Consider the following 26,666-nt stretch of genomic DNA (forward strand, 5'->3'; position numbering starts at 1 on the left):
TTTTTTTGTGCGAGTTCCCCTATAATACCCGCCTTTTACAGGCTGACGAGACCGATCATGAGCAGTATGACCTTCGAGCAACTGGAACTGGATCCCATCCTGGTCCGCGCACTGACTGGCATGGGCTATGCCAAACCAACCACCATTCAGAGCCAGGTCATCCCCGAAGCCATGAGCGGACGGGATATTATGGCTTCCGCCCCCACCGGCACCGGCAAAACGGCGGCGTTTTTGCTGCCCATTTGTCAGCACCTGCTGGACTTTCCTCGTCGCCAGCCGGGCCCGGCCCGCATCCTGATCCTGACGCCGACCCGCGAACTGGCCATACAGATTGCGGGCGATGCCAGAAAAATGCTGAAAGACACGCCCCTGCGCGTGGAAGTGATCACCGGCGGCGTGCATGAAAGCCAGCACCTGCCCGCGCTGACCAAAACCACCGACATAGTGGTGGCCACTCCGGGGCGCCTGCTGCAATACATGGACGAAGAGTCGTTCGACAGCCGTGATATCGAAATGCTGGTGCTGGATGAAGCGGATCGCATGCTGGACATGGGCTTTATCAAGGATGTGGATCGCATTGCCGCCGAAGCCCGCTGGCGCCGACAGACCATGCTGTTTTCCGCCACCCTGGAAGGCCGTGGCCTGATGAAGTTTGCCGCCGATCTGCTGAAAGATCCGGTAGAGGTCAGCGCCGCGCCGCCCCGCAGCGAACGCAAGAAAATCAACCAGTGGGTGCACCTGGCGGATAACCCGGAGCACAAGTTTGCCCTGCTGGTTCATCTGTTGCGCCAGCCAGACGTGACTCGCAGCATCATTTTCGTCAAAACCCGGGATCGTCTGATGGAGCTGGCCAGCCGCCTGCAACAGGAAGGGCTGCACAATGCCTGGCTGCGCGGTGAAATGGAGCAGGAAAAACGCGTCGAGGCACTCGGTCGTTTCCGTATCGGCAGAGTCAATATTCTGGTGGCCACCGATGTGGCATCCCGTGGTATCGACTTGCCCGAAGTCAGTCATGTGATCAACTACGACATGCCGCGCACCGCCGATGTGTATGTGCACCGCATCGGTCGTACCGGCCGCGCCGGTCAGAAGGGTACCGCCATCAGCCTGGTCGAAGCCCACGACATGCCGCTGCTGGTGCGAGTAGAAAAATACACCGAAGAAGTGCTCAAGCGTCGGGTTATCGACGAACTGCGCCCCAAACACAAAGAAGCCAAGGTCGCCTCACGCAAGAAGAAAGACGGTGACAGCAAAGGCAAGAAAGCTCTGCTACCCAAGAAGAAAGAGAAAGTACGTCTGCGGGACACCAAGGCCAAGGGCAAGCCCAAGTGGGCGGGCGCCAAGCCGGATACCACCAAGAAGCCGGCAAGCGCCAAAAAGGCCGCCGGCAAGAAGGTGGAAGGCAATCAGGACGCCGAATAAAAGCCTCTATTCCCGACAGGCGGCACCTGACGCGGCGGCCGAATCATGCTCGACTATGCTTTAGAAAAACAGGCATGGAAGAATGGAGGCATGGTCATGTTGAAGCATTATTCAGGCACGGAACGACGACAGCAATGCCGGCGGCAGATCCTGGACAGACGGGATCTGATCCGCTGGGAACCGGATCACCACGAGCGTCGCCAGCTGCGCGGTCGCCGCACCGTCGATAACGCTCGGACCCTGTGGGATCAGTAAAAGGCTGTAAGTAAAAGCCGCGAATAAAAAACCGGCCCATCGGGACCGGTCAAAAAATGAAGAAGAGAGAGAATTCAAATTCAGTAAGCACATCTATTCAGAGAGCGGCCGGACCGAAAGGTTCCGGCTTTTTTTGTTTTTGTTGTTATTCCCGCCTGAGCTACTCGCATTAAACACCAATTACATTAAGTACCTGATCATATTGAGGCCTCTGACCAGAGGCAACACAGCCGTCCCCCTCGACACGCCACTGGGCTAGCCATCTTTGCCGGGTAACGGCTGCGAATATTCACTGGATATTCGGTCCATTACCCAACAAAGATATACGGCAGCAAGCTGCCCCATGGGGGCTCGGAAATGCCGTCCCTGGCATTTCACGGTCGTGGGAGCCGTTCTCTGTTGCCTCTTCTCGAGCACCGAGTTGTCTGTAGACTGCGCTAACAGGCAACTCCCTGGCATCAGGGAGGACAAAAGGATCTGCTCCACCGACCATCACATGCCATGGATGGCATGTGTGAGCCTTACATGGATGTACTTGTAGCGGGTCGGTGGAGCTGGCCCTTTGTCCGACCTTTACACTGCAAATGGAACAGATCATTTGTTTAGTGGGATTGGTATGAAGCGTGGCACATAAAAAAACCGGCCCATCAGGACCGGTCAAAAAATGAAGAAGAGAGAGAATTCAAATTCAGTAAGCACTTCTATTCAGAGGGCACCCGAACCGAAAGGTTCAAGGTTTTTGCTATTTATTTGCCGAGGGCTCTTTTTTATTGCCGAAGGCGCTTTTATTGCTCTTCCCGCTTGAATACCAGCTCGGTGGCCGTCGATTCCGCTTCCACAAAGTAATAACCGGCGGTATCGAAGGCGGTCAGCTGGCTCACCTCGGTCAGTCGGTTTTCGATGATGTAGCGCGCCATCATGCCCCTCGCCTTCTTGGCGTAAAAGCTGATGATCTTGTACTGCCCCTTCTTGCAGTCCTTGAACACCGGCGTGATGATTTGTCCGTCCAGCTGTCTCGGTTTCACCGCCTTGAAGTATTCGTTGGAGGCCAGGTTGATCAGCACGTTGTCGCCCTGCTCCGTCAGTGCCTGGTTGAGCTGGTCGGTGATGATGTTGCCCCAGAACTGATACAGATCCTTGCCGCGCTCGTTGTCCAGTTTGGTGCCCATCTCCAGCCGGTAAGGCTGCATCAGATCCAGCGGGCGCAATAAACCATACAACCCCGACAGCATGCGCAGGTGAGATTGGGCGAAGGCAAAATCGTCCGGGGTCAGGCTCTCGGCATCCAGTCCGGTATACACATCACCCTTGAACGCCAGCAACGCCTGCTTGGCATTACTCGGGGTAAAGTCCGGCTGCCAGTCGGCAAAGCGGGCGGCGTTGAGCCCGGACAATTTATCGCTGATGCTCATCAGCTTGCCGATCTCGGCCGGGGTCAGCCGGCGGGCACGCTCGATAAGCTCGGCCGAGTGTTCCAGCAGTTCGGGCCGGGTAAAATCGGCGATCACCGGTGGCGTGTCAAAATCGAGGGTCTTGGCGGGGGAAACCACTATTAGCATGAAGGGCCTCTGAATAGCTGTCACAAACAGCCCCGTTCCGGCGTGGGCCGGAATGGGGCTGTGCAGAATACGGGTTAGTCGGTGTCTATGGTCACGTTGTCGAGCAGGCCGGCGTCCATGCCACCGCCGCCCTGCAACTTGATCATCAGGCGCAAGTCGTTGGGCGAGTCGGCGTAGGCCAGTGCTTCGGTGTAGCCTATATGGTTCTGGCTGTAGAGATCAAACAGCGCCTGATCGAAGGTCTGCATGCCCAGCTCGCGAGACTTGCTCATCACCTCTTTCAACTTATGCATATCGCCCTTGCGGATCAGATCCGAGATCAGCGGCGTATTGAGCAGGATCTCGAAGGCGCCACGACGTTGCCGACCATCCTGGGTCGGGATCAGCTGCTGTCCCACTATCGCCTTGAGGTTGAACGACAGATCGAACTGCAACTGGCGATGCTTGCTTTCCGGCACCAGGTGCATGATGCGATCCAGCGCCTGGTTGGCGTTGTTGGCGTGCAGCGTCGCCATGCACAGATGCCCGGTTTCGGCAAAAGCCAGCGCATAGCCCATGGTTTCTTCCGAGCGAATCTCGCCGATAAGAATCACGTTCGGCGCCTGACGCAGCGAGCTTTTCAGCGCCGCATCGAACGATTCGGTATCGGTACCCACTTCCCGCTGGGTGACGATGGATCTGTCGTGCTGATGAATAAATTCCACCGGATCCTCGATGGTGAGGATATGGCCGTCCGAATGGCGGTTACGGTGGCCAATCATCGCCGCCAGCGAAGTGGACTTGCCCGAGCCGGTGCCGCCGACAAACAGCACCAGACCGCGCTTGGCCATGGCGACTTCCCGCAGCACTTCGGGCAGATACAGCTCCTCGAAGGTCGGGATCCGGCTTTCGATGCGCCGAATTACCATGCCGGCCTGATCCTGCTGCCAGAAGGCACTGACCCGAAAGCGGCCCAGCTGCTCGTCGCTGATGGCAAAGTTGGCTTCCTTATGGCGATGAAAGCGCTCGCGCCAGTCATCGTTCATGCAGGACTCTACCAGCGCCAGCGCCTGTTCCGACGTCAACGCCGTTTCGGTCACCCGCACCAGTCGGCCCTGGCTTTTGACCGTCGGCGGTACGCCGACGGAGATATACATGTCCGAGGCCTGGTGATCCAGCATGGCCTGCAGTAACGGCGTTAACTCCATCGTTATCTCCGGTTTATTGAATACTTTGCGGATCTGTCGCCTTGGCGCGGGCTTCCACCGGGGCGACCATGCCGCTGCTGACCAGCAGCTTCAGACACTGATCCATGGTTTGCATGCCGTGGGCCATGCCGGTCTGGATCACCGAGTACATCTGCGCCACCTTGTCTTCCCGAATCAGGTTGCGGATCGCCGTGGTACCCAGCATGATTTCGTGGGCGGCGATACGGCCGCCACTCTCCTTTTTCAGCAGGGTCTGGGAGATCACCGCCCGCAGCGATTCGGACAACATGGATCGTACCATGTCTTTCTCGGCACCCGGAAAGACATCGACGATACGGTCTATGGTCTTGGCCGCCGACGAGGTATGCAGGGTGCCAAACACCAGATGACCGGTTTCCGCCGCGGTCAGCGCCAGCCGAATGGTTTCCAGATCACGAAGCTCGCCCACCAGAATGATGTCCGGATCTTCCCGCAGGGCCGAACGCAGCGCATTGCTGAACGAATGGGTGTCTCTGTGCACTTCGCGCTGGTTGACCAGGCATTTCTTGTTGCTGTGCACGAATTCGATGGGATCTTCGATGGTGAGAATATGCTTGTTATAGTTCTCGTTGATATGGTCAACCATGGCCGCCAGGGTGGTTGACTTACCCGAGCCGGTCGGCCCGGTCACCAGCACCAGACCCCGCGGATATTCGGCGATACGACGAAAGATATCCGGCCCCCCCAGTTGTTCCAGACTCCAGACTTCACTGGGGATCACCCGAAACACCGCCGCCGCGCCCCGGGCCTGGTTATAAGCATTGACCCGAAAACGGGCCAGCCCCGGCAGCTCGAACGAAAAGTCGGCTTCGAGGTTCTCTTCCAGCTCCTTGCGCTGACGATCGTTCATGATGTCATACACCAGCCGTTGCACTTCCCGATGATCCATCTCCGGCAGGTTTATCTTGCGCACTTCGCCATCCACCCGAATCTGCGGCGAAACGCCGGCGGACAGGTGCAGATCCGATGCATTATGCTTTACACTAAACGCCAATAATTCCGTAATATCCATATCCTATCCCCGTCGCTTCTGGTTTATTACTCATATGAATACTATCGTACAGCACCTGCACACAGTCCACGACAGAATCGCCACCGCTGCCAGGGCGTGCGATCGCCATCCCGATGATGTTCGGCTACTGGCGGTCAGCAAGACCAAGCCCGCTGCCGATGTGCGCTCCGCCTACGCCGCCGGGCAACGCCGGTTCGGTGAGAACTACGTGCAGGAAGCCGTCGATAAAATCGCCGCCCTCAAGACCGACTGCCCCGATATTCGCTGGCACCTCATCGGCCCGCTGCAGTCCAATAAAAGCCGGCTGGTGGCCGAGGCCTTCGACTGGGTACAAAGCGTGGACCGGCTCAGAATAGCACAGCGACTCAGCGCACAGCGGCCGGGCAACATGCGCCCGCTCAATATCTGCCTGCAGGTCAATGTCAGCGCAGAAGACAACAAATCCGGTTTACCACTCGATCAGGTCGAAGCACTGGCACTGGAAGTCAGTCAGTTGCCCGGATTATGCCTGCGCGGCCTGATGACAATACCGGAGGCAACCGACAATTCCGACAAGCTGCGGACGCAATTACTAGAGTTGAAGCAACTCTTTGATAGAATGGCGGAAAAATATCCTCAAATGGACACACTGTCGATGGGGATGAGTAATGATCTCGAACTCGCAGTAGCTTGTGGCAGCACCCTGGTACGGGTGGGCACGGCTATATTTGGCTCTCGCAACCCTTGAGTGATCGTTGATGGAACACAGAAAACTCGCCTTTATTGGCGCGGGCAACATGTCACGCAGCCTGATTTCCGGGCTTATCCAGTCCGGCTACCCGGCCGACGCCATCATGGCCGCCAACCCGTCGCGTCCCAAGCTGGACGCGCTGGCGACCGATTTCGGCATTCACACCAGCCAGGATAACGCCGAAGCCGCCAACTGGGCCGAGGCCCTGGTACTGGCGGTCAAGCCGCAGATGATGGCAACCATGCTGGAAGCATTACTGCAGTCAAGCGGCGGCCTCGACGGCAAGTTGCTGATCTCCATCGCCGCCGGCATCAGCGTCACTCGCCTGGAGCAGATGGCGGGCCAGAACCGCATCGTGCGTACCATGCCCAATACCCCGTCGCTACTGGGGCTGGGCATGACCGGTCTCTATGCCAGAGACCACATTGAACAGGCAGACCGGGATTACTGCGACCAGATGATGCAGGCGGTGGGCAAGACCCTGTGGGTAACGCGAGAAGACGGCATCAATCAGATTATCGCCGCCGCCGGCAGTGCCCCCGCCTATTTCTTCCTGTTCATGGAGGCCATGGCCGCCCAGGCGCAAGAGTCCGGTTTCAGTGAAGAAGAAGCCCGTTTGCTGGTGCAGCAAACCGCGCTGGGTGCCGCCAATATGGTGGTCGCCAACCCCGATACCAGCCTGGGCGAGCTTCGTGCCCGGGTGACATCAAAGGGCGGCACCACCGCCGAAGCCATTCGCCGCTTTCAGGAGCAGGGACTGGAGCAACTGGTGGCCGACGCCATGGCCGCCGCCGTGGCGCGGGCTCGGGAACTGGAAACGCAGCTCTAAGGAATAATAATGAACACTGCTTACTACCTGATTAATACCGTTTTCGATCTTTACCTGATGGTGGTGCTGCTGCGTATCTGGCTGCAACTGGCCAGGGCGGACTTTTACAACCCCTTCAGCCAGTTTGTGGTCAAGGCCACCAATCCGGTGCTGAAGCCGCTGCGCCGCTTTATTCCCGGCTTTTTCGGCATCGACTTTGCCGCCGTGGTACTGGCGGTACTGGTGGCCACCGTCAAGCTGATGCTGTTCAAGGCGATGAACGTACTCTACGCCGACTGGAGCACGGTACTGCTGGTTGGGCTGATTACCGTGCTGAAAAAAGCCGGGGCCATGCTGTTCTGGATCCTGATCATTCGCGCCTTGCTCAGCTGGGTTAGCCAGGGCCGCAGCCAGATTGAATATGTGATGTTTCAGCTGACCGAACCGCTGCTGGCACCGTTGCGCCGTATCGTTCCGCCCATGGGCGGCCTGGATTTGTCCATGCTGGTGGCCTTTATCGCCCTGCAGGCCCTCAATTGGCTGATGGGAGATCTGTTCGGCCAGCTGTGGTGGCAACTGTAAATTCGCCGGTCCGGCTGGAGCAGGACCGGCTTTATCTCAGTATTTATCTGCAGCCCAAGGCCAGTCGGGATCAGTTTCTCGGCCTGCACGGCGAGGAGCTCAAGCTGGCCATTACCGCTCCACCGGTGGACGGCAAGGCCAATGCCCACCTGTTGAAGTGGCTGGCCAAGCAGTGCCGGGTTGCCAAGTCTCAGGTGATCTTGCTCAGCGGTGAAAGCAGTCGTCACAAAAGGCTGGTGATCGAATCCCCTCGGGAAATCCCCACCGCATTGGCGGAACTCCTCGCCAACTCGGCCTAAACTAACCATAACGCTCTCAACAACAAGGAACGGTTATGTTCAAATTTATTCTCTCGGCGCTGGTATTGCTGTTTGCATCCCTCGGCCAGGCCACGGAAACCAGGGTAGGTGACTGGACAGTGCATTACAGCGCCCTGCCCTCCACCTTTCTCACGCCCGAGGTCGCGCGCAGCTACCAGATAGAGCGCAGTCGCTACAACGGTATCCTGAATATTGCCGTGCTCGATAAAGACGGCAAATCCCAGCAGGTGAATCTCAGCGGCGAGGGCAAGACCCTGATCGGCACCATACGCCAGCTGGAATTCCAGACGGTACGGGAAGGCGACGCCATCTACTACATTGCCGAGTACCCTTATCGTAACGAAGACAACGTACTGTTCACCATCGACATTCAAGGCCCCAGCCAGGGTGGCGAGTTTTCCTTCCGCCATACCTTCTATACCGACTGAGTTCTTACTTGTGAGGGGTGAGGGGTGAAGGGTGAGGGGGAGCTCCCCCTCACGCCTTACCCCTCACGTTTCACTCCTCACATCTGGCTGCCACGGTGTTATCATGCGCGCTCAGACGCCTGACAGGAGCTCAAAGGTGAGCAAGCAGATAGTACTGGCCTCCGGCAATGCCAAAAAAGTTGCCGAACTGCAAAGTCTGCTCGGTGAGCTGGGCATGACAGTGATCCCCCAGACCGAGCTGGCCGTGAATGACGCCGATGAAACCGGCACCACCTTCGTCGAAAACGCCATCATCAAGGCGCGTCATGCGGCGGCCGTGACCGGACTGCCGGCCATCGCCGACGACTCGGGGCTGGCAGTCAGTGCACTCGACGGCCGCCCCGGCGTGTATTCCGCCCGCTTTGCCGGCGAAGGAGCCAGCGACCGGCAGAACCTGGAGCTGCTGCTGTCCGAACTGAACGGCGTACCGGCCGAGCAACGCCAGGCCACCTTCTGGTGTGTGCTGGTCTATATGCGCCACGCCGAAGATCCTACCCCGCTGATTTGCAGCGGCTCCTGGCAGGGCAGCATTACCGAACTGCCGCAAGGCGAACAGGGCTTCGGTTATGATCCCGTCTTCTTCGTGCCCGAGGCCGGTAAAACTGCCGCCGAACTCGGTGCCGCCGAGAAAAACCGCCTCAGTCACCGCGGCCAGGCCCTGCGCCAGCTGCTGACCCTGCTGCAAGAGCAAGTCTGATGCTGCAATTACCGCCGCTCAGCCTCTATATTCATGTTCCCTGGTGTGTGCAGAAGTGTCCCTACTGCGACTTCAATTCCCACGCCATGAAAGAAACGATTCCCGAGCAGGCCTATATCACGGCACTGCTGGATGATCTGCGCCAGGATCTGCACCTGGTACAGGGGCGGCAGCTTCACAGCATCTTTATCGGCGGCGGCACCCCCAGCCTGCTGACACCCGACGCCATCGGCCGGCTACTGAGTGGCGTACAACAGCTGATTCCCTTTGACGACCAGATGGAAGTCACCCTGGAAGCCAACCCGGGCACGGTGGAGGCTGGCCGCTTCGCCGGTTTCAAGACCGCCGGCGTCAATCGTATTTCCATCGGCATTCAGAGTTTTCAGTCCGAACAACTGCGCCGCCTGGGCCGTATTCACGATCCGGAGCAGGCCCGCTTTGCCGCCCGCGAAGCCGCGAGCGTCGGTCTGAATACCTTCAATGTGGATCTGATGCACGGCCTGCCCGAGCAGAGCCTGAGCGATGCCCTGTCGGATCTGGAACAGGCCATCGCCCTGGCACCGCCGCATCTGTCCTGGTATCAGCTCACCATAGAGCCCAATACGCCCTTCGCCTCACGTCCGCCGGCCTTGCCGGAAGACGAGGTGCTGGCCGATATCTACGAGCAGGGCCACGAGCTGCTGCTGGCGAACGGCTACCACCAGTACGAGGTATCCGCCTACGCCAAACCGGGCCATGAAGCGAAACACAACCTCAACTACTGGCGTTTCGGCGACTACCTGGGCATCGGTTGTGGCGCCCACGGCAAAATCACCCTGCCGCTCGAAGGCAAGCTGGTGCGCACCGTCAAGGTCAAGCACCCCAAGGGCTATCTGGAGCCGGGTCGCCCCTATCTGGATCAATACTGGCCCATAGCGACGCAGGAACTGTCGCTGGAATACTTCATGAACCGGTTGCGACTGTTCGAACCCATCCCCCGGCAGGAGCTGACCAGCCTCACCGGGCTGTCTGCCACACAGCTGCAAGCCCCGCTGGCGGAGGCACTGCGCCTGGGCCTGCTGGAAGACGATGGAACCCACTGGCAAGTGACGCCCCTGGGCCGACGCTTTCTTAACCGACTGCTCGATTTGTTTATGACCGACTGATACGGGTAAACTTGCCGTTATTACAGCCTTCACTCTGCGGGCCGGAGCCTTATGTCATCACTGGTTTACGAATACCCTCTCAATGAAAAGTGTCGCAACTATTTGCGCCTCAACGAGCTGCTGCAGCAAATTCACCAGTGCCGCAGCCTGACCGCCAGCGGCCAGACCATAGCGCTGTTCAAGGCGCTGCTGGATATCATGGAGCTACTGGAGCGCTGCGATGTGCGCACCGATCTGGCCAAGGATCTGGATATCCAGAAAAACAAGCTGGCCGCCTGGGCCCAGGTTCCCGGTATCGATGCCGCCGCCCTGTCCCAGCTGGAACAGCAACTGGCCAGCCTGAATCAACAGCTGCCCCGCGCCGCCCGTCTGGGCCAGCTGCTGCGCGAAGACAAGCTGCTGTCGAGCGTGCGCAGCCGTTTCGCCATTCCCGGTGGTCTCTGCGCCTTCGACGTGCCCCAGCTGCATTACTGGTTGCATCAGCCCACCGCCAACCAGCAACAGGACATCGACGGCTGGCTGGCACAACTGCAGTTGCTGCAACAAGGACTGGAATTGCTGCTGACCCTGTGGCGGGAAGTCGGTCAGTTCAAAAATCAGCAAGCCAGCAATGGCTTCTTTCAGGACAATGCCGAGCAGACCGAGATGATCCGCCTGCGTCTGCCGACCGAGCTGGCCGCCTACCCGGTGGTCAGCGGCAACAAATACCGCTATACCATTCGCTTCATGCCGGTCGGTAACACCGAAATCGGCAACATCGACTTTGAATTGGCCAATATCAAATGAACAAGATCACCACAGTACCCTGCCCTACCTGTAAAAAAACGGTGGAATGGGGCGAGCAGAGCCCGTTTCGTCCCTTCTGCAGCAAACGTTGTCAGCTGATCGATCTGGGTGAATGGGCCGACGAAGAGAAGCGCATTCCCGGCGACCCGGCCTGGCTGCCGGATCAGGATGATGAAAATGAGGTCTGATACCGTCAAAAAGTCGGTGCTGGTGGCGGTGGGCGTGATTGAAAATACCGAGGGCGAGATATTCATCTGCCGCCGTGGCGCCAGCCAGCATCAGGCCAACAAGTGGGAGTTTCCCGGTGGCAAGGTCGAAGCCGGCGAAACCGTGGCCCAGGCCCTGGCCCGCGAGCTGGCAGAAGAAATCGGCATTCGAGTAACCGACTGTCATTCCTTCATGCTCATCGAACACGACTACGGCGACAAGCAGGTGACGCTCGATATCCGCAAAGTCACCGCCTTCACCGGCGAGCCGCACGGCCTCGAAGGCCAGCCCAGCCGCTGGGTACCGGTCACCGAGCTGCACAGCTACGACTTTCCCGCCGCCAACAGCCCGATTGTCAACAAGCTGCAGACCGAAGCCGGACACTGAAGCCACTCCATATCAACAAGAGGTGTTCGGCGACCGTTTTTATTCCGCCGGATATCACAGCAAATAATAACGAGTCAACACAGCGCCAGATGTCCTCTGGCGCAACGCGAATGCAGGCTCAACTCGTTGCTGAAATCACCGCCCCCATCTACATCCCAAACAAACTGCCCCGGTACACATCTTTCACAGACAGAACAACAGAAACATCACGCAAACAATGTTAAACAAAACAGATAAAAACTAAACAAAATATTAACAAGCATTCTTGACACTCTTCGCCTGGCCTGCCTAAGCTAGCTCATTCTCAACTCGTCTCGTGAACCATCTCCCCCATGCGTATTCAACATAAACTGATCCTGGCCTTGCTGCTGACCACGCTGCTGCCGATAGGACTGCTGTCCGCCTTCACCATCCACCAGGCCCGCCAGTTGGCAGGGGAGCGTTTCCTGGAGCAGGGCCAGAGTGAAATTCACAAGCTGGATCAGGCGTTCAGTGCCCATTTCGAGCAAATAGGCCAGGACGTAGCGTTTCTCGCCACCTCTCCCTTGCTGGCTCGGGCCGACAACAGTATCAGCTCTTATCATCAGGGCCCGGATCGGAAGATGACACCGGATCGTAACGGCGGCATCGAGACCGAGATATACCGGGAATTCGAACGCTTCGCCGACAGCCATCCGGGCCTGGCCTACGTCTACATGGGTACCCGGGACGGCGGCTATGTGCAATGGCCGCTGGGCGAGGTCACCGCCGGCTATGACCCCCGCCCGCGCCCATGGTATCAGAAAGCCCAGGAAGCCCCCGGCCAGGTAATGCGCACCGGCGCCTTCTACTGGCCGGTAGACGACAACACCATGATCGGGATAGTGCGCAGCTTCAAGAACCAGGATGGCCAGGATTATGGCGTCATGGCGATGGACGTGTCCCTGAAAGAGCTGACCAACATGACTCAACAGACCCAGCTCGGAGAGAAGGGCTACCTGATGCTGATCGAAGACGGTGGCACCGTGCTGGTGGATGCCGCCCGACCGGAACACAATTTCCGTCTCCTGTCCGAGCTGGAAGGCGAAGGTTACCGCCGTCTGTCCGACACCAACGCAGGCCAGCTTGAGCTGGAGCTCGGCGGTGAGGACTTCCGGGCTCTGGTATATCCTTCCCCCTCCCTCGGCTGGAAGTTCATTGCCCTGATGCCGGAACACGAGATCCTGGCTCCGGCCCAGCAGATGCTATGGACCACGCTGGGCAGTACCGCCCTGGTGGTGGTTCTGGTATTACTGCTGGCCTGGTGGCTGTCAGGACTGCTGGTCAACCCCATACTGGCGGTGAGCCGCGGGCTCAAGGACATCGCTCAGGGCGAAGGAGATCTGACCCGCCGCCTCACCATCGGCAGCCGGGACGAAACCGGCGAGCTGGCTCGCTGGTTCAATCAGTTCCTGGAGTCCATCCAGCAGCTGGTAATCCGCATCAAGGATACCGCCCATCAGGTCGATGCCGTGTCTACCCTCGGTCGTGAGAATGCGACGGCGGTAGACACCGCCAGCGGTCATCAGCTGAAGGAAGTAGAACGCATGGCCACCGCCCTGACCGAGATGTCGGCCTCCGCCAACGAGGTAGCCAACAACTGCAACAGGTCGGCCCAGGCGGCGGCCCAGGGCCAGCGTGCCGGCGACCAGGGCAAGGCCGTGATGCTGGACACAGAGGCAAGCGTGCGGGCCCTGAGCGAGCAGCTGGGTCAGTCGGCGCTGCATATCCGCCAGCTGGAGGCGGAAAGCGGTCGAATCAACTCCATTCTGGATGTTATCCGCGGCATCGCCGAACAGACCAACCTGCTGGCCCTCAACGCCGCCATCGAGGCAGCACGGGCCGGGGAGCATGGCCGGGGCTTCGCGGTGGTGGCAGACGAGGTGCGTACCCTGGCACAACGCACCCAGGTGTCCACCGCCGAGATCGACAGCCTGCTGGCCGGCCTCAACCAGCAAACTCGTCAGGCAGTGGAAAACATGGAGGCCAGCCAGCAGCAGTCGGAGCAGGTGGTGCTACGCTCGGGCCAGGCACGAGATGCATTCGAAGCTATCAAGGTATCGGTAGACGAAATCACCGACATGACCACCCAGATCTCCAGCGCCGCCGAGCAGCAGCATCAGGTGGCGGAGAGCATCAACGCCAATATTGGCGCCATCCATAGCGCTGCCAGCGAGGTCAATCAGGTCTCGACCCAGGTGGCCGATACCGCCGGGCGCCAGGCCGACCTGGCCGGTGAGCTGGGCAAGCTGGTCAATCAGTTCCGGATCTGAGCATAAGCCGTAAGCCGTAAGCCGTAAGCCGTAAGCCGTAAGCCGTAAGCCGTAAGCCGTAAGCCAACACAGCTTGCGGCTTTTTGTGACTGCAAACGAGCGGTTTTCGGCAAGATTCGGATGTAACGGGGAAACCCCACCACCGATAATGGAACCTCCAAAATAAATGTGAGGGGTAAAGGGTGAGACGTAAGGGGTATCAAATTTCCCCTCACGCCTTTCCCTTCACCCCTCACGTTTTTTATTCGATTTCCAGGCTGTCTACCCGTTGCAGGCCGCGGGGCAGCAGGGCGCCACGGCGACCGCGTTCGCCCTGATAATGGGCCAGATCGGCGGGTTTGAGGGTCAGCTTGCGCTTGCCCGCATGCAGGGTGACGTTAGCCCCAACCGGCACCACCACCAGCTGCTTGATGAAGTCTTCCCGCGCCTGCACCTTGGCACCGGGAATGCCGATGATCTTGTTGCCCTTGCCCTTGCCCAGCAACGGCAGATCCTTGAGCGGAAACAGCAACATGCGGCCTTCATTGGTCACCGCCAGACACTGGCTGCTGTCCAGCTGATCGACCGCCACGGGTTTCAGCACCACACCGCCGGTGGGCACCGTCAGCAGCGCCTTGCCGTTCTTGTTGCGGCTGACCATGTCACCGAAGCGGCAGACGAAACCGTAACCGGCGTCGGACGCCATCAGGAACAGCCGCTCGTCGTCGCCCATCAGCACAAAGTTGGCCTGCTCGCCCGGACTCAGGCTGCAGCGGCCGGTCAGTGGCTCGCCCTGACCTCGGGCCGAGGGCAGACTGTGGGCATCCTGACCGTAGGCGCGACCGATATTGGACAGAAATACCGCCATCTGGTTACTGCGCCCGGAGGCCGCATCCAGAAAGTGGTCGCCCGCCTTGTAGTTCAGGGTGGTGCCGTCCACATCCAGACCCTTGGCCGAGCGGATCCAGCCCTTGTCAGACAGCACCACGGTCACCGGTTCGCTCGGGATCAGCTCTTTCTCGCTCAGGGCTTTGGCTTCTTCCCGCTCGACCAGCGGCGACAGCCGGTCGTCACCGTATTTTTCGGCGTCGGCCAGTATCTCTTTCTTGATCAGGGTATTAAGCCGGCGCTCGGAGCCCAGCAACAGGGCCAGCTTGTCACGCTCGGCGGCCAGCTCGTCCTGCTCACCGCGGATCTTCACTTCTTCCAGCTTGGCCAGGTGGCGCAGTTTCAGCTCCAGAATGGCTTCGGCCTGGATCTCGGTCAGCTCGAAGCGGCTCATCAGCACCGGCTTGGGCTCGTCCTCACTGCGGATGATCTCGATCACCTCGTCGATATTGAGGAAGGCGATCAGCAGACCGGCCAGAATATGCAGCCGGGCCTCGACCTTGTCCAGCCGGTATTGCAGCCGGTTGCGCACCGTTTGCCGACGGAACTGCAGCCATTCGCCGAGGATCATATTCAACGTCTTCACCTGAGGCCGGCTGTCCAGCCCCAGCATGTTGAGGTTGACCCGGTAGCTCTTCTCCAGATCGGTGCTGGCAAACAGGTGCTGCATCAGCTGATCCACGTCTACCCGGTTGGATCGGGGAATGATCACCAGCCGGGTCGGGTTTTCGTGATCCGCTTCATCGCGCAGATCCGCCACCATCGGCAGCTTCTTCGCCTGCATCTGGCCGGCGATCTGCTCCAGGATCTTGCCGCCGCTGGCCTGATGCGGCAGCGCGGTGATCACGATATCGCCCTGCTCCATCTGGTAGACGGCCCGCATCTTGATACTGCCCCGGCCGGTTTCGTAAATTTTGCGAATATCGGCCCTGGGGGTAATGATTTCGGCCCGGGTCGGGTAGTCGGGGCCGTCCACGAAGGCCATCAGCTCTGCTACCGTCGCCTTGGGATTGTCCAGCATGTGCACACAGGCATTGGCGATTTCACGCACGTTGTGCGGCGGAACATCGGTGGCCATGCCCACGGCGATGCCGGTAATGCCGTTCAGCAGTATGTGCGGCAGCCGGGCCGGCAGCATGCGCGGCTCTTTCATGGTGCCGTCGAAGTTGGGAATCCACTCCACCGTGCCCTGGCCCAGCTCGGACAACAGCAGCTCGGAGAAACGGGACAATCGCGCCTCGGTATAACGCATGGCGGCGAACGACTTGGGATCGTCCGGCGCGCCCCAGTTACCCTGACCATCCACCAGCGGATAACGGTAAGAGAACGGCTGAGCCATCAGCACCATGGCCTCGTAACAGGCGGAGTCGCCGTGGGGATGATACTTACCCAGCACGTCGCCCACGGTACGGGCGGACTTCTTGTGCTTGGACAGGGCCGACAGGCCCAGTTCGCTCATGGCGTAGATGATGCGGCGCTGCACCGGCTTGAGGCCATCGCCGATATGGGGCAAGGCTCTGTCCATGATCACGTACATGGAATAGTTGAGATAGGCCTGCTCGGTAAAGGTGTGCAATGGCAGGCGCTCTACGCCTTCCATGGTAAAATCGTTGTTGTTCATTCTGTCTCTTTCCTCAGGCCAGGGGGTCGACCAGGTTGCCCTTGGTTTCCAGCCATTCGCGGCGATCGCTTGAACGCTTCTTGGCCAGCAGCATGTCCATCAGTTTCTCGGTGGCTTCCATGTCGTCCACCGTCAGCTGCACCAGCCGGCGGGTGTTGGGATCCAGGGTGGTTTCGCGCAATTGCTTGGGGTTCATCTCACCCAGGCCCTTGAAGCGGGTCACCTGCACCTTGCCTTTTTTCTTCTCGGCCTTGATCCGTTCCAGTACACCGTCGCGCTCGCCTTCGTCGAGGGCATAGAACACTTCCTTGCCCACATCGATGCGATACAGCGGCGGCATGGCCACATAGACATGCCCCTGCTCCACCAGATGATGGAAATGGCGCACAAACAGCGCGCACAGCAGGGTGGCGATATGCAGACCATCGGAGTCCGCATCGGCGAGAATACAAATCTTGCCGTAGCGCAGATCGGACAAGTCGGTCGAGTCCGGATCCAGGCCGATGGCCACCGAAATATCGTGCACTTCCTGCGAGGCCAGCACCTGGCCGGACTCGACTTCCCAGGTGTTCAGTATCTTGCCGCGCAGCGGCATGATGGCCTGAAACTCCCGATCCCGTGCCTGCTTGGCGCTGCCGCCGGCCGAGTCACCCTCAACCAGAAACAACTCGCCCCGCATGGGGTCGGAGCAGGCGCAGTCGGTCAGCTTGCCGGGCAGCGCCGGCCCCTGAGTCACCTTCTTGCGCACCACCTTCTTGGCCTGGCGCAGGCGGCGCTGGGCGCTGCTGATACACAGCTCGGCAATCTGCTCGGCCAGCTCGGTATGCTGGTTCAGCCACAGGCTGAAGGCATCTTTCACGATGCCGGAAACGAAAGCAGAACACTGACGTGACGACAGCCGCTCCTTGGTCTGACCGGCGAACTGGGGATCCTGCATCTTGACCGAGAGGATATAGGCGCAGCGTTCCCAGATATCGTCCGGCGTCAGCTTGACGCCACGCGGCAGCAGGTTGCGGAATTCGCAGAAGTCGCGCATGGCATCGAGCAGGCCCTGTCGCAGGCCGTTGACATGGGTACCGCCCTGGGCGGTGGGGATCAGGTTGACGTAGCTTTCGCCCAGCCCCTCGCCGCCGTCGGGCAGCCAGGTCAGCGCCCATTCCACCGCCGACTGCTCGGTGGCAAAGTTGCCGGTAAACGGCTGCTCGGGCAGGCAGGTGAAGTCCTTGACCGACTCCACCAGGTAGTCTTTCAGGCCGTCCTGATAACACCATTCCAGGGTTTCGTCGTTGACCTTGTCCTGAAAGCGAATAGTCAGGCCCGGGCAGAGTACCGCCTTGGCCTTGAGCAGGTGCTTGAGCCGGGAAACGGAGAATCGGGGAGAGTCGAAGTAGCCGGCATCGGGCCAGAACCGTACCCGGGTGCCGCTGTTGCGCTGGCCACAGGTGCCGGTGACGGTGAGTTCACTCACCTTGTTGCCGTTTTCGAAGGCCATCTCGAACACCTGGCCACCACGACGCACGGTCACGTCCACCCGAGTACTCAGGCCGTTGACCACCGAGATACCCACGCCGTGCAGACCGCCGGAAAACTGGTAGTTCTTGTTGGAAAACTTGCCGCCGGCGTGCAGCTTGCAGAAGATCAGCTCGACCCCGGAGATGCCTTCTTCCGGGTGAATGTCCACCGGCATGCCGCGGCCGTCATCAACAACTTCCAGCGACTGATCGGCATGCAGTATCACTTCGACCTTGCTGGCGTGGCCGGCCAGGGCCTCATCCACGCTGTTATCGATAACTTCCTGACCCAGGTGGTTGGGTCGGCTAGTGTCCGTATACATGCCGGGGCGACGACGCACCGGCTCCAGACCATTGAGGACTTCAATGGCGTCGGCAGTATATTGACTCGATGTCATATTGACCTTCGGTAATCAGAATTCGTTGCCCGCATCTTACTACCTGCAGGCGCAAGCGCAAAGCGGCCCAAAACCCAGTGGCTGATACTTGAGTCCACAATCGGACAAAGGGCCCGCTCTGCCGACTCGCCGTGAATCCCTCCCTGGAGGCTCAGCCGCGCCATCCATGGCGCGGATGGTCGGCTGAGCAGATCCCTTTGTCCTCCCTCAAGCAGCGGAGCCGCCTGATGACTCATCCAACAGACAGCTCCGGGTCATGGGAGAGGCTACAGGGATTGCCTCCCACGACCGTGAAATGCCAGGGATGGCATTTCCGAGCCCCCATGGATGGGTTCATGGCGTGTCGAGGGAGGCAACTCTGTTGCCTCTTTAATACGGTCAAGTGGCGACCAGGAAACAGCCTTATAACTGCAGAAAACGAATGAGCGGGGCGCAGTAGTGGCCGAAGCCGACGAAGGAGTGGTCGCCGCCCTTCTGAATGCAGACCCGGGCAAAACGGTAGTATTCCAGCGCTTCCCGGTAATCGAGCACCTCGTCGCCCTGCTGCTGCAACAGCCAGATGCGATCCATGCAACTGGGCGCCTCGACCCGCAGTTCGGCCAGCTCTTGCATGTGGGTGGGCGTCAGCAGGTAACGCTCCTCGGTATAGGGATTGATTTGCTCGCCCAGGTAATCCTGCAGCAGCACATGGGGATGCACCGCCGGATTGATCACCACGGCCCGTACCCCGAACTGCTCGGCAACACGGGTGGCCCAGAAACCGCCGAGTGAACTGCCGGCCACGCCGAAAGGCCCCTTAATCTCGTCACAGATAGCCGCTATCTGCGCCCAGGCCGCCGCCGGCGTCGCCGCCAGTTGCGGGCAGATAAAGTGAATATCGGGCCGTTTTTGCTGCAGATATTCCTGCATCAGTCGGGCCTTGATGGATTGGGGTGATGAATTGAAACCATGCAGGTACAACAGCGTTGGCATTATCAATATCCCTTGGCACTGAAGTCGGGTACGAAGGCATCGGGCGGCAGGCGCCACACCTGGGTGCTGAGACGCCCATCGGGATAAAGCGACAAGGCGCGCCAGCCCGGTGCCGTGCTGTCGAGGGCAAAATCGTCGGACAGCGGCTTGAACTGAATACAGGTAGACGGGCTGGCCAGGTAGCGCACCCCATCATGGTGCAGATCGAAGCCCTGATGCACATGACCGGACAGCACCACGCGAGCAGCACCATGACGGGCCAGCAGGCCTCTCATCTCATCCGCATTGCGCAGATTGTGCTGATCCAGCCAGGCACAGCCCACCGGCAGCGCCTGATGATGCACCGCCACCAGCAGGTGATGATCCGGATAACGCTCAATGGCCAGCTCAAGCAATGCCAGCTGGGAGTCCGACAGCCTGCCATGGGTTTCACCGGGAAGCTGGGTGTCGAGCAGCAGTATCTGCCATTGACCACATAGCAGGTGCTTGGCATTGCTGATACCGGCACGGTCCAGCTCGGCCTGCATCAGGGGGGCATCGTCGTGATTGCCCGGCAGCCAGAACACCGGCGGCGCCAGTTCACTCATCAAGTCGGTAAAGTGGCGATAGGAAGCCCCGCTGTGATCCTGTGACAGATCACCGGTCGCCAGGATCAGATCACGCCGACTGGCCGCGTCCTCATCCTGATCTTCGAGCATGGCGTTCACCACCGCCCGGCAGCTGTGCCAGGGGGCTATGCCCAGCAAGTCTGCGTCTTTATCGGCAAAGAGGTGGGTATCGGTGATTTGCAGCAACTCCACCACCCCGTCGGCGCGGTGGGTGCTGATCTCTGTGGTATCTAATGGGGTGCGGGCCTGGTTCAAAGCTGTTTAACCGTACTGAATCCGTGGTATAGGCAACATTTCAGCCACTCGGCCAGAAAGAGGTTAACCTGCTCTTTTTCATTGGGATGATGCATTTTTTCATTGGGGTAATGGTAACTCGACTGCAGGGTAAAAATCTGCTGACTGGCACACACTTCGGCCATGCGCACATCGTGATACAGCCGAACCTTGATCTTCATCCGCATAAAAGAGGGCAGGCCCGGCGTGCATTGTTCGATGGAAACATGCCAGGTATAAGGCGCCGTTTCCAGCACCCGCAGCACGAACAGCACCTGCTCACTGATGCCGACCGACACGCTCTCGCCCACCGCCGCCCCACTGGGCAACAGTTTCATCAGGGCCAGATAATTAACGTCACAGGTGCGCTGCAACGCCTTCAAATCCGGTACGTGTTTGCGGGTAGCCCCCCTGGGAATCACACTCAACTCTCCTTGCCGCCGGCGCGCTGACACGGCATTCATCTGCTGGCGGCCATGGTGATCAGGGCCGTTCATCTGCATCCATTACAACAGTTTTTGCCGAGTCTGGTCAAAGACAGCACTTGTTCCTGCCCCTTCACAGCTCGCCCTTGAGCCGCTGCAGCTCCAGCCACTGCAGGGCGATGATGCTGGTGGCATTGTCTATTTTGCCTTCGGCCAGCCACTGCATCGCCTGCTCCCGGGGCAGGCGATGCACCCGAATATCCTCACTTTCGCTATCCAGCCCCGCATGGCTGGCCGCCTGACTGGCATCCACCTCGCCGACAAACACGGTGATGCGCTCGCTGCAGCCACCGGGCGTGGAAAAGTAACTCATCACCCGGGTCAGCTTGTTCAGGGTCAGGCCCGCTTCCTCCTGAGCTTCACGGCGCACCACCTCTTCTTCCGACTCGCCTTTCTCCACAATGCCCGCCACCACTTCCAGCAACCAGGGGCTGCCCGCGGCATGGACGGCACCGACCCTGAATTGTTCTACCAGCACCACCTCGTCGCGCACCGGATCATAGGGCAACACCGCCGCCGCATGCCCCCGGTCGAACAGCTCGCGGGTGATCTCCTCACTCCAGCCACCGGCAAACAACTTGTGCCGCAGGCGCAGGCGCAGCAGACGGAAAAAGCCCTGGTAGCCCACCTCTTCGGCCACTAGCTGCAGGTCTTCCCGGCCAAAACCGGGGTGATTTTTTGTACCCATGACGACTCCTTTCTTGACATTTAACCGGCAGATTTTAGACTAGCCCCAAAATGAATGAACGTTCATTCACACATCGCTCGACGCCGCGATGGCATCCATCAGCATGGTACCGAACGAATCATAGCGATATTATCGTTATACTGAACGGATAAAAAACAACTGCCTGCACTTAGCACGGCTGATAATTGCTCACCCCGAACTGTAAGGCCACACAATGAAAAAAACGCTGTTATCGACCCTGATATTGCTCTGTGCGGCAGGCCCGGCCCAGGCCGAAGATTTGCTGGATATCTATCAGCAGGCGACACAAAACGATCCCCAGGTACGCCAGGCCAAAGCCGAGCGTGATGCCGCCTTCGAGAAAATCAACGAATCCCGCGCCCCGCTGCTGCCCCAGGTCAACCTGGCGGCCAGCGCCAATTACACCCAGAGCAATCAGAACGATCGCACCACCCGCAGCAGTACCGGTGTGGGCGCCACCCTGGATCAGTCGCTGTATCGCAAGGCCAACTGGATTAACCTGGACATCACCGAGAAAGCCGCCACCCAGACCGAAGTAAGCTACAAGCAGGTACAGCAGGCCCTGATTCTGCGTGCCACCCAGGCCTACTTTGCGGTATTGAGCGCCGAAGACACCCTGAGTTTTGTTCAGGCCAACAAGGAAGCGGTCAGCCGCCAACTCGATCAGACCAAACAACGTTTCGAAGTCGGCCTGAGCGCCATGACCGATGTGCATGAGGCCCAGGCCCAGTTCGATCAGGCCCTGGCCGAAGAAATCAGCGCCGAAAACGCGGTCAACAATGCCAAGGAAGCCCTGCGAGAGCTGACCAACATGAGCTATGCCCGGTTGAACAAGCTCGACACCGAAACCTTCAGCCCGCAGCCTTCGGTAGTCGCCGCCGACGCCTGGCTGGACATCGCCCTGGAGCAGAACCTGGAGCTGCACCTGCAGCGCATCGGCAAGGACATCGCCAACGAGCAAATCGGTCTGGCCCAGTCCGGTCATCTGCCGACTCTGGATCTGAACGCCGGGCTGAACAGCAACTATACCGATAGCAAGAACAGCGGCTCAGGTTTCGGCTCCAGTGACGGCACCCTGAGCGAAGGCACCATCGGCCTGACCTTCAATCTTCCCGTCTATACCGGCGGCGCCACCAGCTCGCAGGTCAAGCAGGCCCAGTACAACTACGTGGCCGCCAGCGAGCAGCTGGAGCGCAGCTTTCGCTCGGTGCAGAGCCAGGTCTATTCCTCGTTCAACGACGTCAGTGCCGCCACCGGCTCGGTGCGCGCCTTCGAGCAGTTCGTGATCTCGGCCCAGAGCGCGCTCGACGCCACCGAAGCAGGCTATGAAGTCGGCACCCGTACCATCGTCGATGTGCTTAACGCCACCCGTCAGTTGTATGACGCCAAGCAAAACCTGTCTGCCGCCCGCTACAACTATATTCTGAGCCAGCTGCAGCTGAAGCAGGCCGCCGGTAACCTGACCGAGCAGGATCTGATAGATATCAACAACGGACTGAAGCGCTGACGGCCGTTACTCACGATCAAAAACGGGGCCTCGAAGGCCCCGTTTTTTTATCTGGTTAACTCTTAGCGGGTGCGAATGGCCTGAATGATGGCGGTGGTGGAGCAACCGTCTTCGAAGTTGAGCACCTTGACCTCGCCGCCGTTGGCGGTCACTTCCTCGAAGCCGGCAATCTCTTCCGGCTTGTAGTCGCCGCCCTTGACCAGCACATCCGGCAGGGTCTCGGCGATCAGCCGTTGCGGGGTCTCTTCACTGAAGGGCACCACCCAGTCGACCGCGCCCAGACCGGCCAGCACCGCCATGCGTCTGTCTACCGTGTTCACCGGGCGGCCGTCGCCCTTGAGCGCCCGCACCGAAGCATCGGTATTCACCGCCACGATCAGCCGGTCGCCCAGCTGACGAGCATGATTGAGATAAGACACATGGCCGGCGTGCAGTATGTCGAAACAGCCGTTGGTCATCACGATTTTTTCGCCGCGGCGACGGGCCGCGTCCACCACGTATTTCAGCTGTTGCTCGCTCACCACGCCCATGCCGGACTCGGGCGCACCGTACAGCACATTGGCCAGTTCGATGGCGGAGACGGTAGAAGTACCCAGCTTGCCGACCACTATGCTGGCGGCCACGTTGGCCAGGGCGCAGGCTTCATCCAGCGGCAGGCCGGCGGCCAGGCTGGTGGCAAGGGTGGCAATCACGGTATCGCCGGCACCGGTGACATCGAACACCTCATGGGCCTGAGCCGGCAGATGCAGCTCGTCTTCATCGGCGCGGATCAGGGTCATGCCGTGCTCGGAGCGGGTCACCAGCAGCGCCTTGAAGTCGAATTTTTGCACCAGTTCCCGCCCGCGGGCCACCAGTTCCTGCTCGTCTTTCACCTTGCCCACCACGGCTTCGAATTCGCTCATGTTGGGAGTCAGCAGGGTGGCACCGCGATATTTCTCGAAATCGGAACCCTTGGGATCCACCAGTACCGGCACGCCCGCCTGATTGGCGGCCCGGATCAGCGTTTGCACCTGCGCCAGCGCACCCTTGGCGTAATCCGACAGCACCACCACACCGGCCCGGCTCAGGGCGGCACGGGTCTTGTCGGTCAGCGGGGCCGCGTCTTCCGGGGCAAAGCCTTCTTCGAAGTCCAGTCGCAGCAGCTGCTGGTTGCGGCTCATTACCCGCAACTTGGTGATGGTGGGGTGGCTGGGCAGACGCACGAAGTCGCACTCCACCCCCACCCCCTGCATCTTGTCCTGCAGCGAGGTCGCCGCCTCATCGGTGCCGGTCAGACCCAGCAGACGAGCCCTGGCCCCCAATGCCGCCACGTTGAGCGCCACGTTGGCCGCACCGCCGGGACGTTCTTCGTTGTGCTCAACCTTGACCACAGGCACCGGAGCTTCGGGCGAGATACGTCCGGTGGGGCCGGACCAGTACCGGTCCAGCATCACATCTCCTATCACCAGCACCCTGGCACTATCGAATTCCGGCAACTTGATCTTCATGGTTCCGACTCTTTTGAACATGGGAAAGGGGAAATATTATCACAGCCACCCATAATCGCACCCGTCGACCGGCCTTTGGTGGCCATTCGCGGCCGAGTTAATTAGAATTCCGTCACTTGTTGATAATGGCGACCGCAATGCACGACTCTCGACTTCCTCCCTTTACCAAAGCGCTGCTACACCCGCGCTACCTGTTCAACTGGCTGGGCCTGGGCCTGCTGTGGCTGCTGGTTACCCTGCTGCCCTGGCGCGCACAAATGGCGCTGGGTCGAGGCCTGGGCCGCTTGTCGATGAAGATACTGACCTCCCGGGTCAGAGTCGCCCGCCGCAACCTGGAACTGGCGCTGCCGGAGCTGGATGAGTCGGAGCGGGAACGCACCCTCAAGGCCAACTTCGAAAGCGTAGGCTGCGCCATCTTCGAAACCGGCATGGCCTGGTTCTGGCCGCACTGGCGCATGCGCGCCATCACCCGCATGGAAGGCACCGAGCATGTGGATGCCGCCGTGGCCAAAGGCCAGGGCATGTTGTTGCTGTCGGCCCACTTTCTGACGCTGGAGCTGAATGCTCGCCAGTTCGGCCTCTATCGCCCCGGCGTGGGGGTCTATCGCCCCAACACCAATCCGGTGCTGGAATACGCTCAGGTGCAGGGCCGCTGCCGTTCCAACAAGTACCTGGTGGACCGACTCGATATCAAGGGCATGCTCAAGGCCCTGCGCCAGGGCGACGCACTCTGGTATGCGCCGGATCACGACTACGGCCGCCACGCCAGCGTATTCGTGCCCTTCTTTGCGGTGGATACCGCCGCCACCATCACCGGCACCGCCACCCTGGCGCGGGTGAAGAAAACCGTTACCCTGCCCTGTTTTACCCTGCGCGAGAAAGACGGCTACCGGTTGTTGATCCAGGCACCCATTGCCGATTTTCCGGTCGGTGACGATGTGCAGGACGCCATTACCAGCAACCGCGTCATCGAAGCCGCCATCCGCCTGGCGCCCGAACAGTACATGTGGCTGCACCGCCGCTTCAAGACCACCCCGGAAGGGGTGCCTTATCGGTATTAAAGCCGGAAGCGGTAAATTTTTGTGGACGTTACTCGTTGTGCTTGATCTCCACCTCGGAATCCTGTTCTCGAATAGCGACCAGATATTGACCCAGGTGTTGTCGGGTCAATCTTCTTGATGTCATACTTTCCCTCAAGACCATTACCGATGGCATTGATAGTCAGCGTAAAAAATTAAGAAAAGCTACTGACCTAATTGCCATATAAGTGATGCGGCATAACCTACGTGGATCTATACTGTCATCATAGATGCCATTTTGTGGGGCCCTGTATGAAACGAAGCCTATTAGGACAACCGCTGACAGCCGAAGAGGTCATCACTCTGGAGGAGATGTCAAAACATCATCCTTTCCCAGACTTCAGGCGAAGAGCACTAGCGCTGCTCGCACTGAATGATGGCGTTACCGTTGTGCAGATTACCCAGATGTTTCGGATGAGCGATCAGCCGGTTTATAACTGGGCAAAAGGCTGGCGAACCAATGGATTGGCTGGCATTTTGACTGGCCATAAAGGCGGCCGACCTCCCAAGCTGACTGCTGACATGTTGGATGCTGCCGCAGAAATCGCTCGCGCTGAGCCATTAACGCTAGCCAAGATTGCTGCTCGTGTCCGCGACCTTTATCCCGATGCCCCATCATTTAGTTTGGATCGCCTTTCTGCTGGACTGAGAGCCAGAAAGCTCTCTTTCAAACGAACCCGGCTCAGTCTCGAAAAAAAGAGACGACGTCGCTTTCCGAGAAGCAAAAGGCCGCTTGGCGGGATATCGAGAGGCGGCCAAAGCGGGCAAAATAGAGCTTCTCTACTGCGATGAAAGTGGCTTCTCTTGTATACCGAATGTACAGCGAGCCTGGTCACCGCTCGGTGTGACGCATCTCGCTGATGCCAGCGTTGGGCGCAAACGCGTGAATGTGATTGGCGCGCTGGATTATGCCACTGGGGCGTTAGACTTTGAGCTTTTTGAGCATTCGGTGAAACGGCAGCATGTCGTTCCATTTTTGGATAAATTAGCACAATCATCCTGCCAGGATAAAGTCACTATCGTGGTGATGGATAATGCATCTATTCATCACTTTATTGACCCAGAGATGCGCGATAAGTGGCTGTATGAACACCTGTTTGTGCTTCTTTATCTACCGCCATACAGCCCGGAATTGAATCTGATCGAAATCTTGTGGAAACATGCTAAATATCACTGGTGCAGTTTCACTTCTTGGAGCAAAGACCTGTTAGTGAATGAAGTCTCAACACTATTCAAGGGAGTTGGGAGTGATTTC

27 protein-coding genes are annotated in these 26,666 nt (G+C 59.2%); 17 read left to right on the forward strand and 10 right to left on the reverse strand.

Annotated elements, in window-relative coordinates; genetic code table 11:
• Window positions 1-57: 57 nt before the first annotated feature.
• Entirely contained in the window at window positions 58-1,422 is a 1,365-nt protein-coding gene (srmB, locus tag Q0753_RS10415; RefSeq protein WP_298720249.1) for an ATP-dependent RNA helicase SrmB, read from the forward strand.
• Between the two features lie 96 nt (window positions 1,423-1,518).
• Window positions 1,519-1,677, forward strand: a complete 159-nt coding sequence (locus tag Q0753_RS10420; protein ID WP_298720251.1) for a hypothetical protein — start codon at window positions 1,519-1,521, stop codon at window positions 1,675-1,677.
• A 785-nt stretch (window positions 1,678-2,462) separates the two neighbouring features.
• Here the strand turns inward: Q0753_RS10420 and yaaA are convergent.
• From yaaA to Q0753_RS10435, 3 genes are all read right to left on the reverse strand, one after another.
• Window positions 2,463-3,236, reverse strand: coding sequence for a peroxide stress protein YaaA (gene yaaA, locus Q0753_RS10425; RefSeq protein ID WP_298720254.1), 774 nt, complete (start codon window positions 3,234-3,236; stop codon window positions 2,463-2,465).
• Window positions 3,237-3,310: 74 nt separating this feature from the next.
• A complete protein-coding gene (locus tag Q0753_RS10430) occupies window positions 3,311-4,423 on the reverse strand; it encodes a PilT/PilU family type 4a pilus ATPase (protein ID WP_298720257.1) in 1,113 nt (370 codons plus the stop codon).
• A 13-nt stretch (window positions 4,424-4,436) separates the two neighbouring features.
• Complete coding sequence (locus Q0753_RS10435; RefSeq protein WP_298720260.1) at window positions 4,437-5,474, reverse strand: type IV pilus twitching motility protein PilT; 1,038 nt, start codon at window positions 5,472-5,474, stop codon at window positions 4,437-4,439.
• A gap of 34 nt (window positions 5,475-5,508) precedes the next feature.
• Between Q0753_RS10435 and Q0753_RS10440 the strand changes: the two genes are divergently transcribed.
• The 11 genes from Q0753_RS10440 to Q0753_RS10490 all read left to right on the forward strand — a co-directional run bounded on the left by Q0753_RS10440 (window position 5,509) and on the right by Q0753_RS10490 (window position 13,894).
• Complete coding sequence (locus tag Q0753_RS10440; RefSeq protein ID WP_298720263.1) at window positions 5,509-6,201, forward strand: YggS family pyridoxal phosphate-dependent enzyme; 693 nt, start codon at window positions 5,509-5,511, stop codon at window positions 6,199-6,201.
• A gap of 10 nt (window positions 6,202-6,211) precedes the next feature.
• Window positions 6,212-7,033 carry a pyrroline-5-carboxylate reductase gene (gene proC / locus Q0753_RS10445; RefSeq protein WP_298720267.1) on the forward strand — a complete coding sequence of 274 codons (822 nt, stop codon included), beginning with the start codon at window positions 6,212-6,214 and terminating at the stop codon, window positions 7,031-7,033.
• 9 nt (window positions 7,034-7,042) lie between these two features.
• Entirely contained in the window at window positions 7,043-7,594 is a 552-nt protein-coding gene (locus Q0753_RS10450) for a YggT family protein (RefSeq protein ID WP_298720269.1), read from the forward strand.
• A gap of 14 nt (window positions 7,595-7,608) precedes the next feature.
• A complete protein-coding gene (gene yggU, locus Q0753_RS10455) occupies window positions 7,609-7,893 on the forward strand; it encodes a DUF167 family protein YggU (protein ID WP_298720331.1) in 285 nt (94 codons plus the stop codon).
• Window positions 7,894-7,928: 35 nt separating this feature from the next.
• Window positions 7,929-8,342, forward strand: a complete 414-nt coding sequence (locus Q0753_RS10460) for a DUF4426 domain-containing protein (protein WP_298720272.1) — start codon at window positions 7,929-7,931, stop codon at window positions 8,340-8,342.
• A 136-nt stretch (window positions 8,343-8,478) separates the two neighbouring features.
• Window positions 8,479-9,078, forward strand: a complete 600-nt coding sequence (locus Q0753_RS10465; protein WP_298720275.1) for an XTP/dITP diphosphatase — start codon at window positions 8,479-8,481, stop codon at window positions 9,076-9,078.
• Window positions 9,078-10,223: a radical SAM family heme chaperone HemW gene (gene hemW / locus Q0753_RS10470; RefSeq protein WP_298720278.1), complete on the forward strand. Its 1,146-nt coding sequence runs from the start codon at window positions 9,078-9,080 to the stop codon at window positions 10,221-10,223. The genes Q0753_RS10465 and hemW overlap by 1 nt, the downstream gene beginning before the upstream one ends.
• A gap of 51 nt (window positions 10,224-10,274) precedes the next feature.
• Window positions 10,275-11,009 carry a cell division protein ZapD gene (zapD, locus tag Q0753_RS10475; protein ID WP_298720281.1) on the forward strand — a complete coding sequence of 245 codons (735 nt, stop codon included), beginning with the start codon at window positions 10,275-10,277 and terminating at the stop codon, window positions 11,007-11,009.
• Entirely contained in the window at window positions 11,006-11,197 is a 192-nt protein-coding gene (yacG, locus tag Q0753_RS10480; protein WP_298720284.1) for a DNA gyrase inhibitor YacG, read from the forward strand. The genes zapD and yacG overlap by 4 nt, the downstream gene beginning before the upstream one ends.
• Complete coding sequence (mutT, locus tag Q0753_RS10485; protein ID WP_298720288.1) at window positions 11,187-11,603, forward strand: 8-oxo-dGTP diphosphatase MutT; 417 nt, start codon at window positions 11,187-11,189, stop codon at window positions 11,601-11,603. Before yacG ends, mutT begins: the two co-directional genes overlap by 11 nt.
• A 332-nt stretch (window positions 11,604-11,935) precedes the next feature.
• Entirely contained in the window at window positions 11,936-13,894 is a 1,959-nt protein-coding gene (locus Q0753_RS10490) for a methyl-accepting chemotaxis protein (protein WP_298720291.1), read from the forward strand.
• A 241-nt stretch (window positions 13,895-14,135) separates the two neighbouring features.
• Here Q0753_RS10490 and parC read toward each other — a convergent pair whose 3' ends face one another.
• The 6 genes from parC to nudF form a co-directional block, all read right to left on the reverse strand.
• The gene (gene parC, locus Q0753_RS10495) at window positions 14,136-16,382 is read right to left on the reverse strand and encodes a DNA topoisomerase IV subunit A (protein WP_298720294.1); all 2,247 of its coding nucleotides are present in this window, start codon (window positions 16,380-16,382) and stop codon (window positions 14,136-14,138) included.
• A 13-nt stretch (window positions 16,383-16,395) separates the two neighbouring features.
• A complete protein-coding gene (gene parE / locus Q0753_RS10500) occupies window positions 16,396-18,291 on the reverse strand; it encodes a DNA topoisomerase IV subunit B (RefSeq protein ID WP_298720297.1) in 1,896 nt (631 codons plus the stop codon).
• A gap of 402 nt (window positions 18,292-18,693) precedes the next feature.
• Window positions 18,694-19,266, reverse strand: a complete 573-nt coding sequence (locus tag Q0753_RS10505) for a YqiA/YcfP family alpha/beta fold hydrolase (RefSeq protein ID WP_298720334.1) — start codon at window positions 19,264-19,266, stop codon at window positions 18,694-18,696.
• Window positions 19,266-20,126 carry a 3',5'-cyclic-AMP phosphodiesterase gene (gene cpdA, locus Q0753_RS10510; protein WP_298720300.1) on the reverse strand — a complete coding sequence of 287 codons (861 nt, stop codon included), beginning with the start codon at window positions 20,124-20,126 and terminating at the stop codon, window positions 19,266-19,268. The genes Q0753_RS10505 and cpdA overlap by 1 nt, the downstream gene beginning before the upstream one ends.
• A complete protein-coding gene (locus tag Q0753_RS10515) occupies window positions 20,123-20,608 on the reverse strand; it encodes a DUF1249 domain-containing protein (RefSeq protein ID WP_298720337.1) in 486 nt (161 codons plus the stop codon). Before Q0753_RS10515 ends, cpdA begins: the two co-directional genes overlap by 4 nt.
• Before the next feature lie 94 nt (window positions 20,609-20,702).
• Entirely contained in the window at window positions 20,703-21,317 is a 615-nt protein-coding gene (nudF, locus tag Q0753_RS10520) for an ADP-ribose diphosphatase (protein ID WP_298720303.1), read from the reverse strand.
• A 214-nt stretch (window positions 21,318-21,531) separates the two neighbouring features.
• Between nudF and tolC the strand changes: the two genes are divergently transcribed.
• A complete protein-coding gene (gene tolC / locus Q0753_RS10525) occupies window positions 21,532-22,845 on the forward strand; it encodes an outer membrane channel protein TolC (protein WP_298720306.1) in 1,314 nt (437 codons plus the stop codon).
• A gap of 62 nt (window positions 22,846-22,907) precedes the next feature.
• Here the strand turns inward: tolC and hldE are convergent, their stop codons facing one another.
• Entirely contained in the window at window positions 22,908-24,332 is a 1,425-nt protein-coding gene (gene hldE / locus Q0753_RS10530) for a bifunctional D-glycero-beta-D-manno-heptose-7-phosphate kinase/D-glycero-beta-D-manno-heptose 1-phosphate adenylyltransferase HldE (RefSeq protein ID WP_298720309.1), read from the reverse strand.
• 137 nt (window positions 24,333-24,469) lie between these two features.
• Here hldE and lpxL point away from each other — a divergent pair, with 137 nt between their 5' ends.
• The 3 genes from lpxL to Q0753_RS10545 form a co-directional block, all read left to right on the forward strand.
• Window positions 24,470-25,393, forward strand: coding sequence for an LpxL/LpxP family Kdo(2)-lipid IV(A) lauroyl/palmitoleoyl acyltransferase (gene lpxL / locus Q0753_RS10535; RefSeq protein ID WP_298720312.1), 924 nt, complete (start codon window positions 24,470-24,472; stop codon window positions 25,391-25,393).
• 270 nt (window positions 25,394-25,663) lie between these two features.
• Complete coding sequence (locus tag Q0753_RS10540) at window positions 25,664-26,203, forward strand: helix-turn-helix domain-containing protein (protein WP_298720315.1); 540 nt, start codon at window positions 25,664-25,666, stop codon at window positions 26,201-26,203.
• The coding region (locus Q0753_RS10545; protein ID WP_298720318.1) for an IS630 family transposase at window positions 26,145-26,666 on the forward strand (522 nt) is incomplete at its 3' end. The genes Q0753_RS10540 and Q0753_RS10545, both read left to right, overlap by 59 nt.

This window comes from uncultured Oceanisphaera sp. (assembly GCF_947495715.1).
Taxonomy (GTDB): domain Bacteria; phylum Pseudomonadota; class Gammaproteobacteria; order Enterobacterales; family Aeromonadaceae; genus Oceanimonas; species Oceanimonas sediminis.

Coding starts and splice junctions, on each gene's coding strand:
- Q0753_RS10440 (WP_298720263.1), top strand. CDS start 5,509: ATGAATACTATCGTACAGCACCTGCACACAGTCCACGACAGAATCGCC.
- Q0753_RS10540 (WP_298720315.1), top strand. CDS start 25,664: ATGAAACGAAGCCTATTAGGACAACCGCTGACAGCCGAAGAGGTCATC.
- Q0753_RS10460 (WP_298720272.1), top strand. CDS start 7,929: ATGTTCAAATTTATTCTCTCGGCGCTGGTATTGCTGTTTGCATCCCTC.
- mutT (WP_298720288.1), top strand. CDS start 11,187: ATGAGGTCTGATACCGTCAAAAAGTCGGTGCTGGTGGCGGTGGGCGTG.
- tolC (WP_298720306.1), top strand. CDS start 21,532: ATGAAAAAAACGCTGTTATCGACCCTGATATTGCTCTGTGCGGCAGGC.
- yacG (WP_298720284.1), top strand. CDS start 11,006: ATGAACAAGATCACCACAGTACCCTGCCCTACCTGTAAAAAAACGGTG.
- parE (WP_298720297.1), bottom strand. CDS start 18,291: ATGACATCGAGTCAATATACTGCCGACGCCATTGAAGTCCTCAATGGT.
- hldE (WP_298720309.1), bottom strand. CDS start 24,332: ATGAAGATCAAGTTGCCGGAATTCGATAGTGCCAGGGTGCTGGTGATA.
- Q0753_RS10435 (WP_298720260.1), bottom strand. CDS start 5,474: ATGGATATTACGGAATTATTGGCGTTTAGTGTAAAGCATAATGCATCG.
- Q0753_RS10490 (WP_298720291.1), top strand. CDS start 11,936: ATGCGTATTCAACATAAACTGATCCTGGCCTTGCTGCTGACCACGCTG.
- lpxL (WP_298720312.1), top strand. CDS start 24,470: ATGCACGACTCTCGACTTCCTCCCTTTACCAAAGCGCTGCTACACCCG.
- Q0753_RS10450 (WP_298720269.1), top strand. CDS start 7,043: ATGAACACTGCTTACTACCTGATTAATACCGTTTTCGATCTTTACCTG.
- yaaA (WP_298720254.1), bottom strand. CDS start 3,236: ATGCTAATAGTGGTTTCCCCCGCCAAGACCCTCGATTTTGACACGCCA.
- srmB (WP_298720249.1), top strand. CDS start 58: ATGAGCAGTATGACCTTCGAGCAACTGGAACTGGATCCCATCCTGGTC.
- nudF (WP_298720303.1), bottom strand. CDS start 21,317: ATGGGTACAAAAAATCACCCCGGTTTTGGCCGGGAAGACCTGCAGCTA.
- parC (WP_298720294.1), bottom strand. CDS start 16,382: ATGAACAACAACGATTTTACCATGGAAGGCGTAGAGCGCCTGCCATTG.
- Q0753_RS10515 (WP_298720337.1), bottom strand. CDS start 20,608: ATGAATGCCGTGTCAGCGCGCCGGCGGCAAGGAGAGTTGAGTGTGATT.
- zapD (WP_298720281.1), top strand. CDS start 10,275: ATGTCATCACTGGTTTACGAATACCCTCTCAATGAAAAGTGTCGCAAC.
- proC (WP_298720267.1), top strand. CDS start 6,212: ATGGAACACAGAAAACTCGCCTTTATTGGCGCGGGCAACATGTCACGC.
- Q0753_RS10430 (WP_298720257.1), bottom strand. CDS start 4,423: ATGGAGTTAACGCCGTTACTGCAGGCCATGCTGGATCACCAGGCCTCG.
- Q0753_RS10420 (WP_298720251.1), top strand. CDS start 1,519: ATGTTGAAGCATTATTCAGGCACGGAACGACGACAGCAATGCCGGCGG.
- hemW (WP_298720278.1), top strand. CDS start 9,078: ATGCTGCAATTACCGCCGCTCAGCCTCTATATTCATGTTCCCTGGTGT.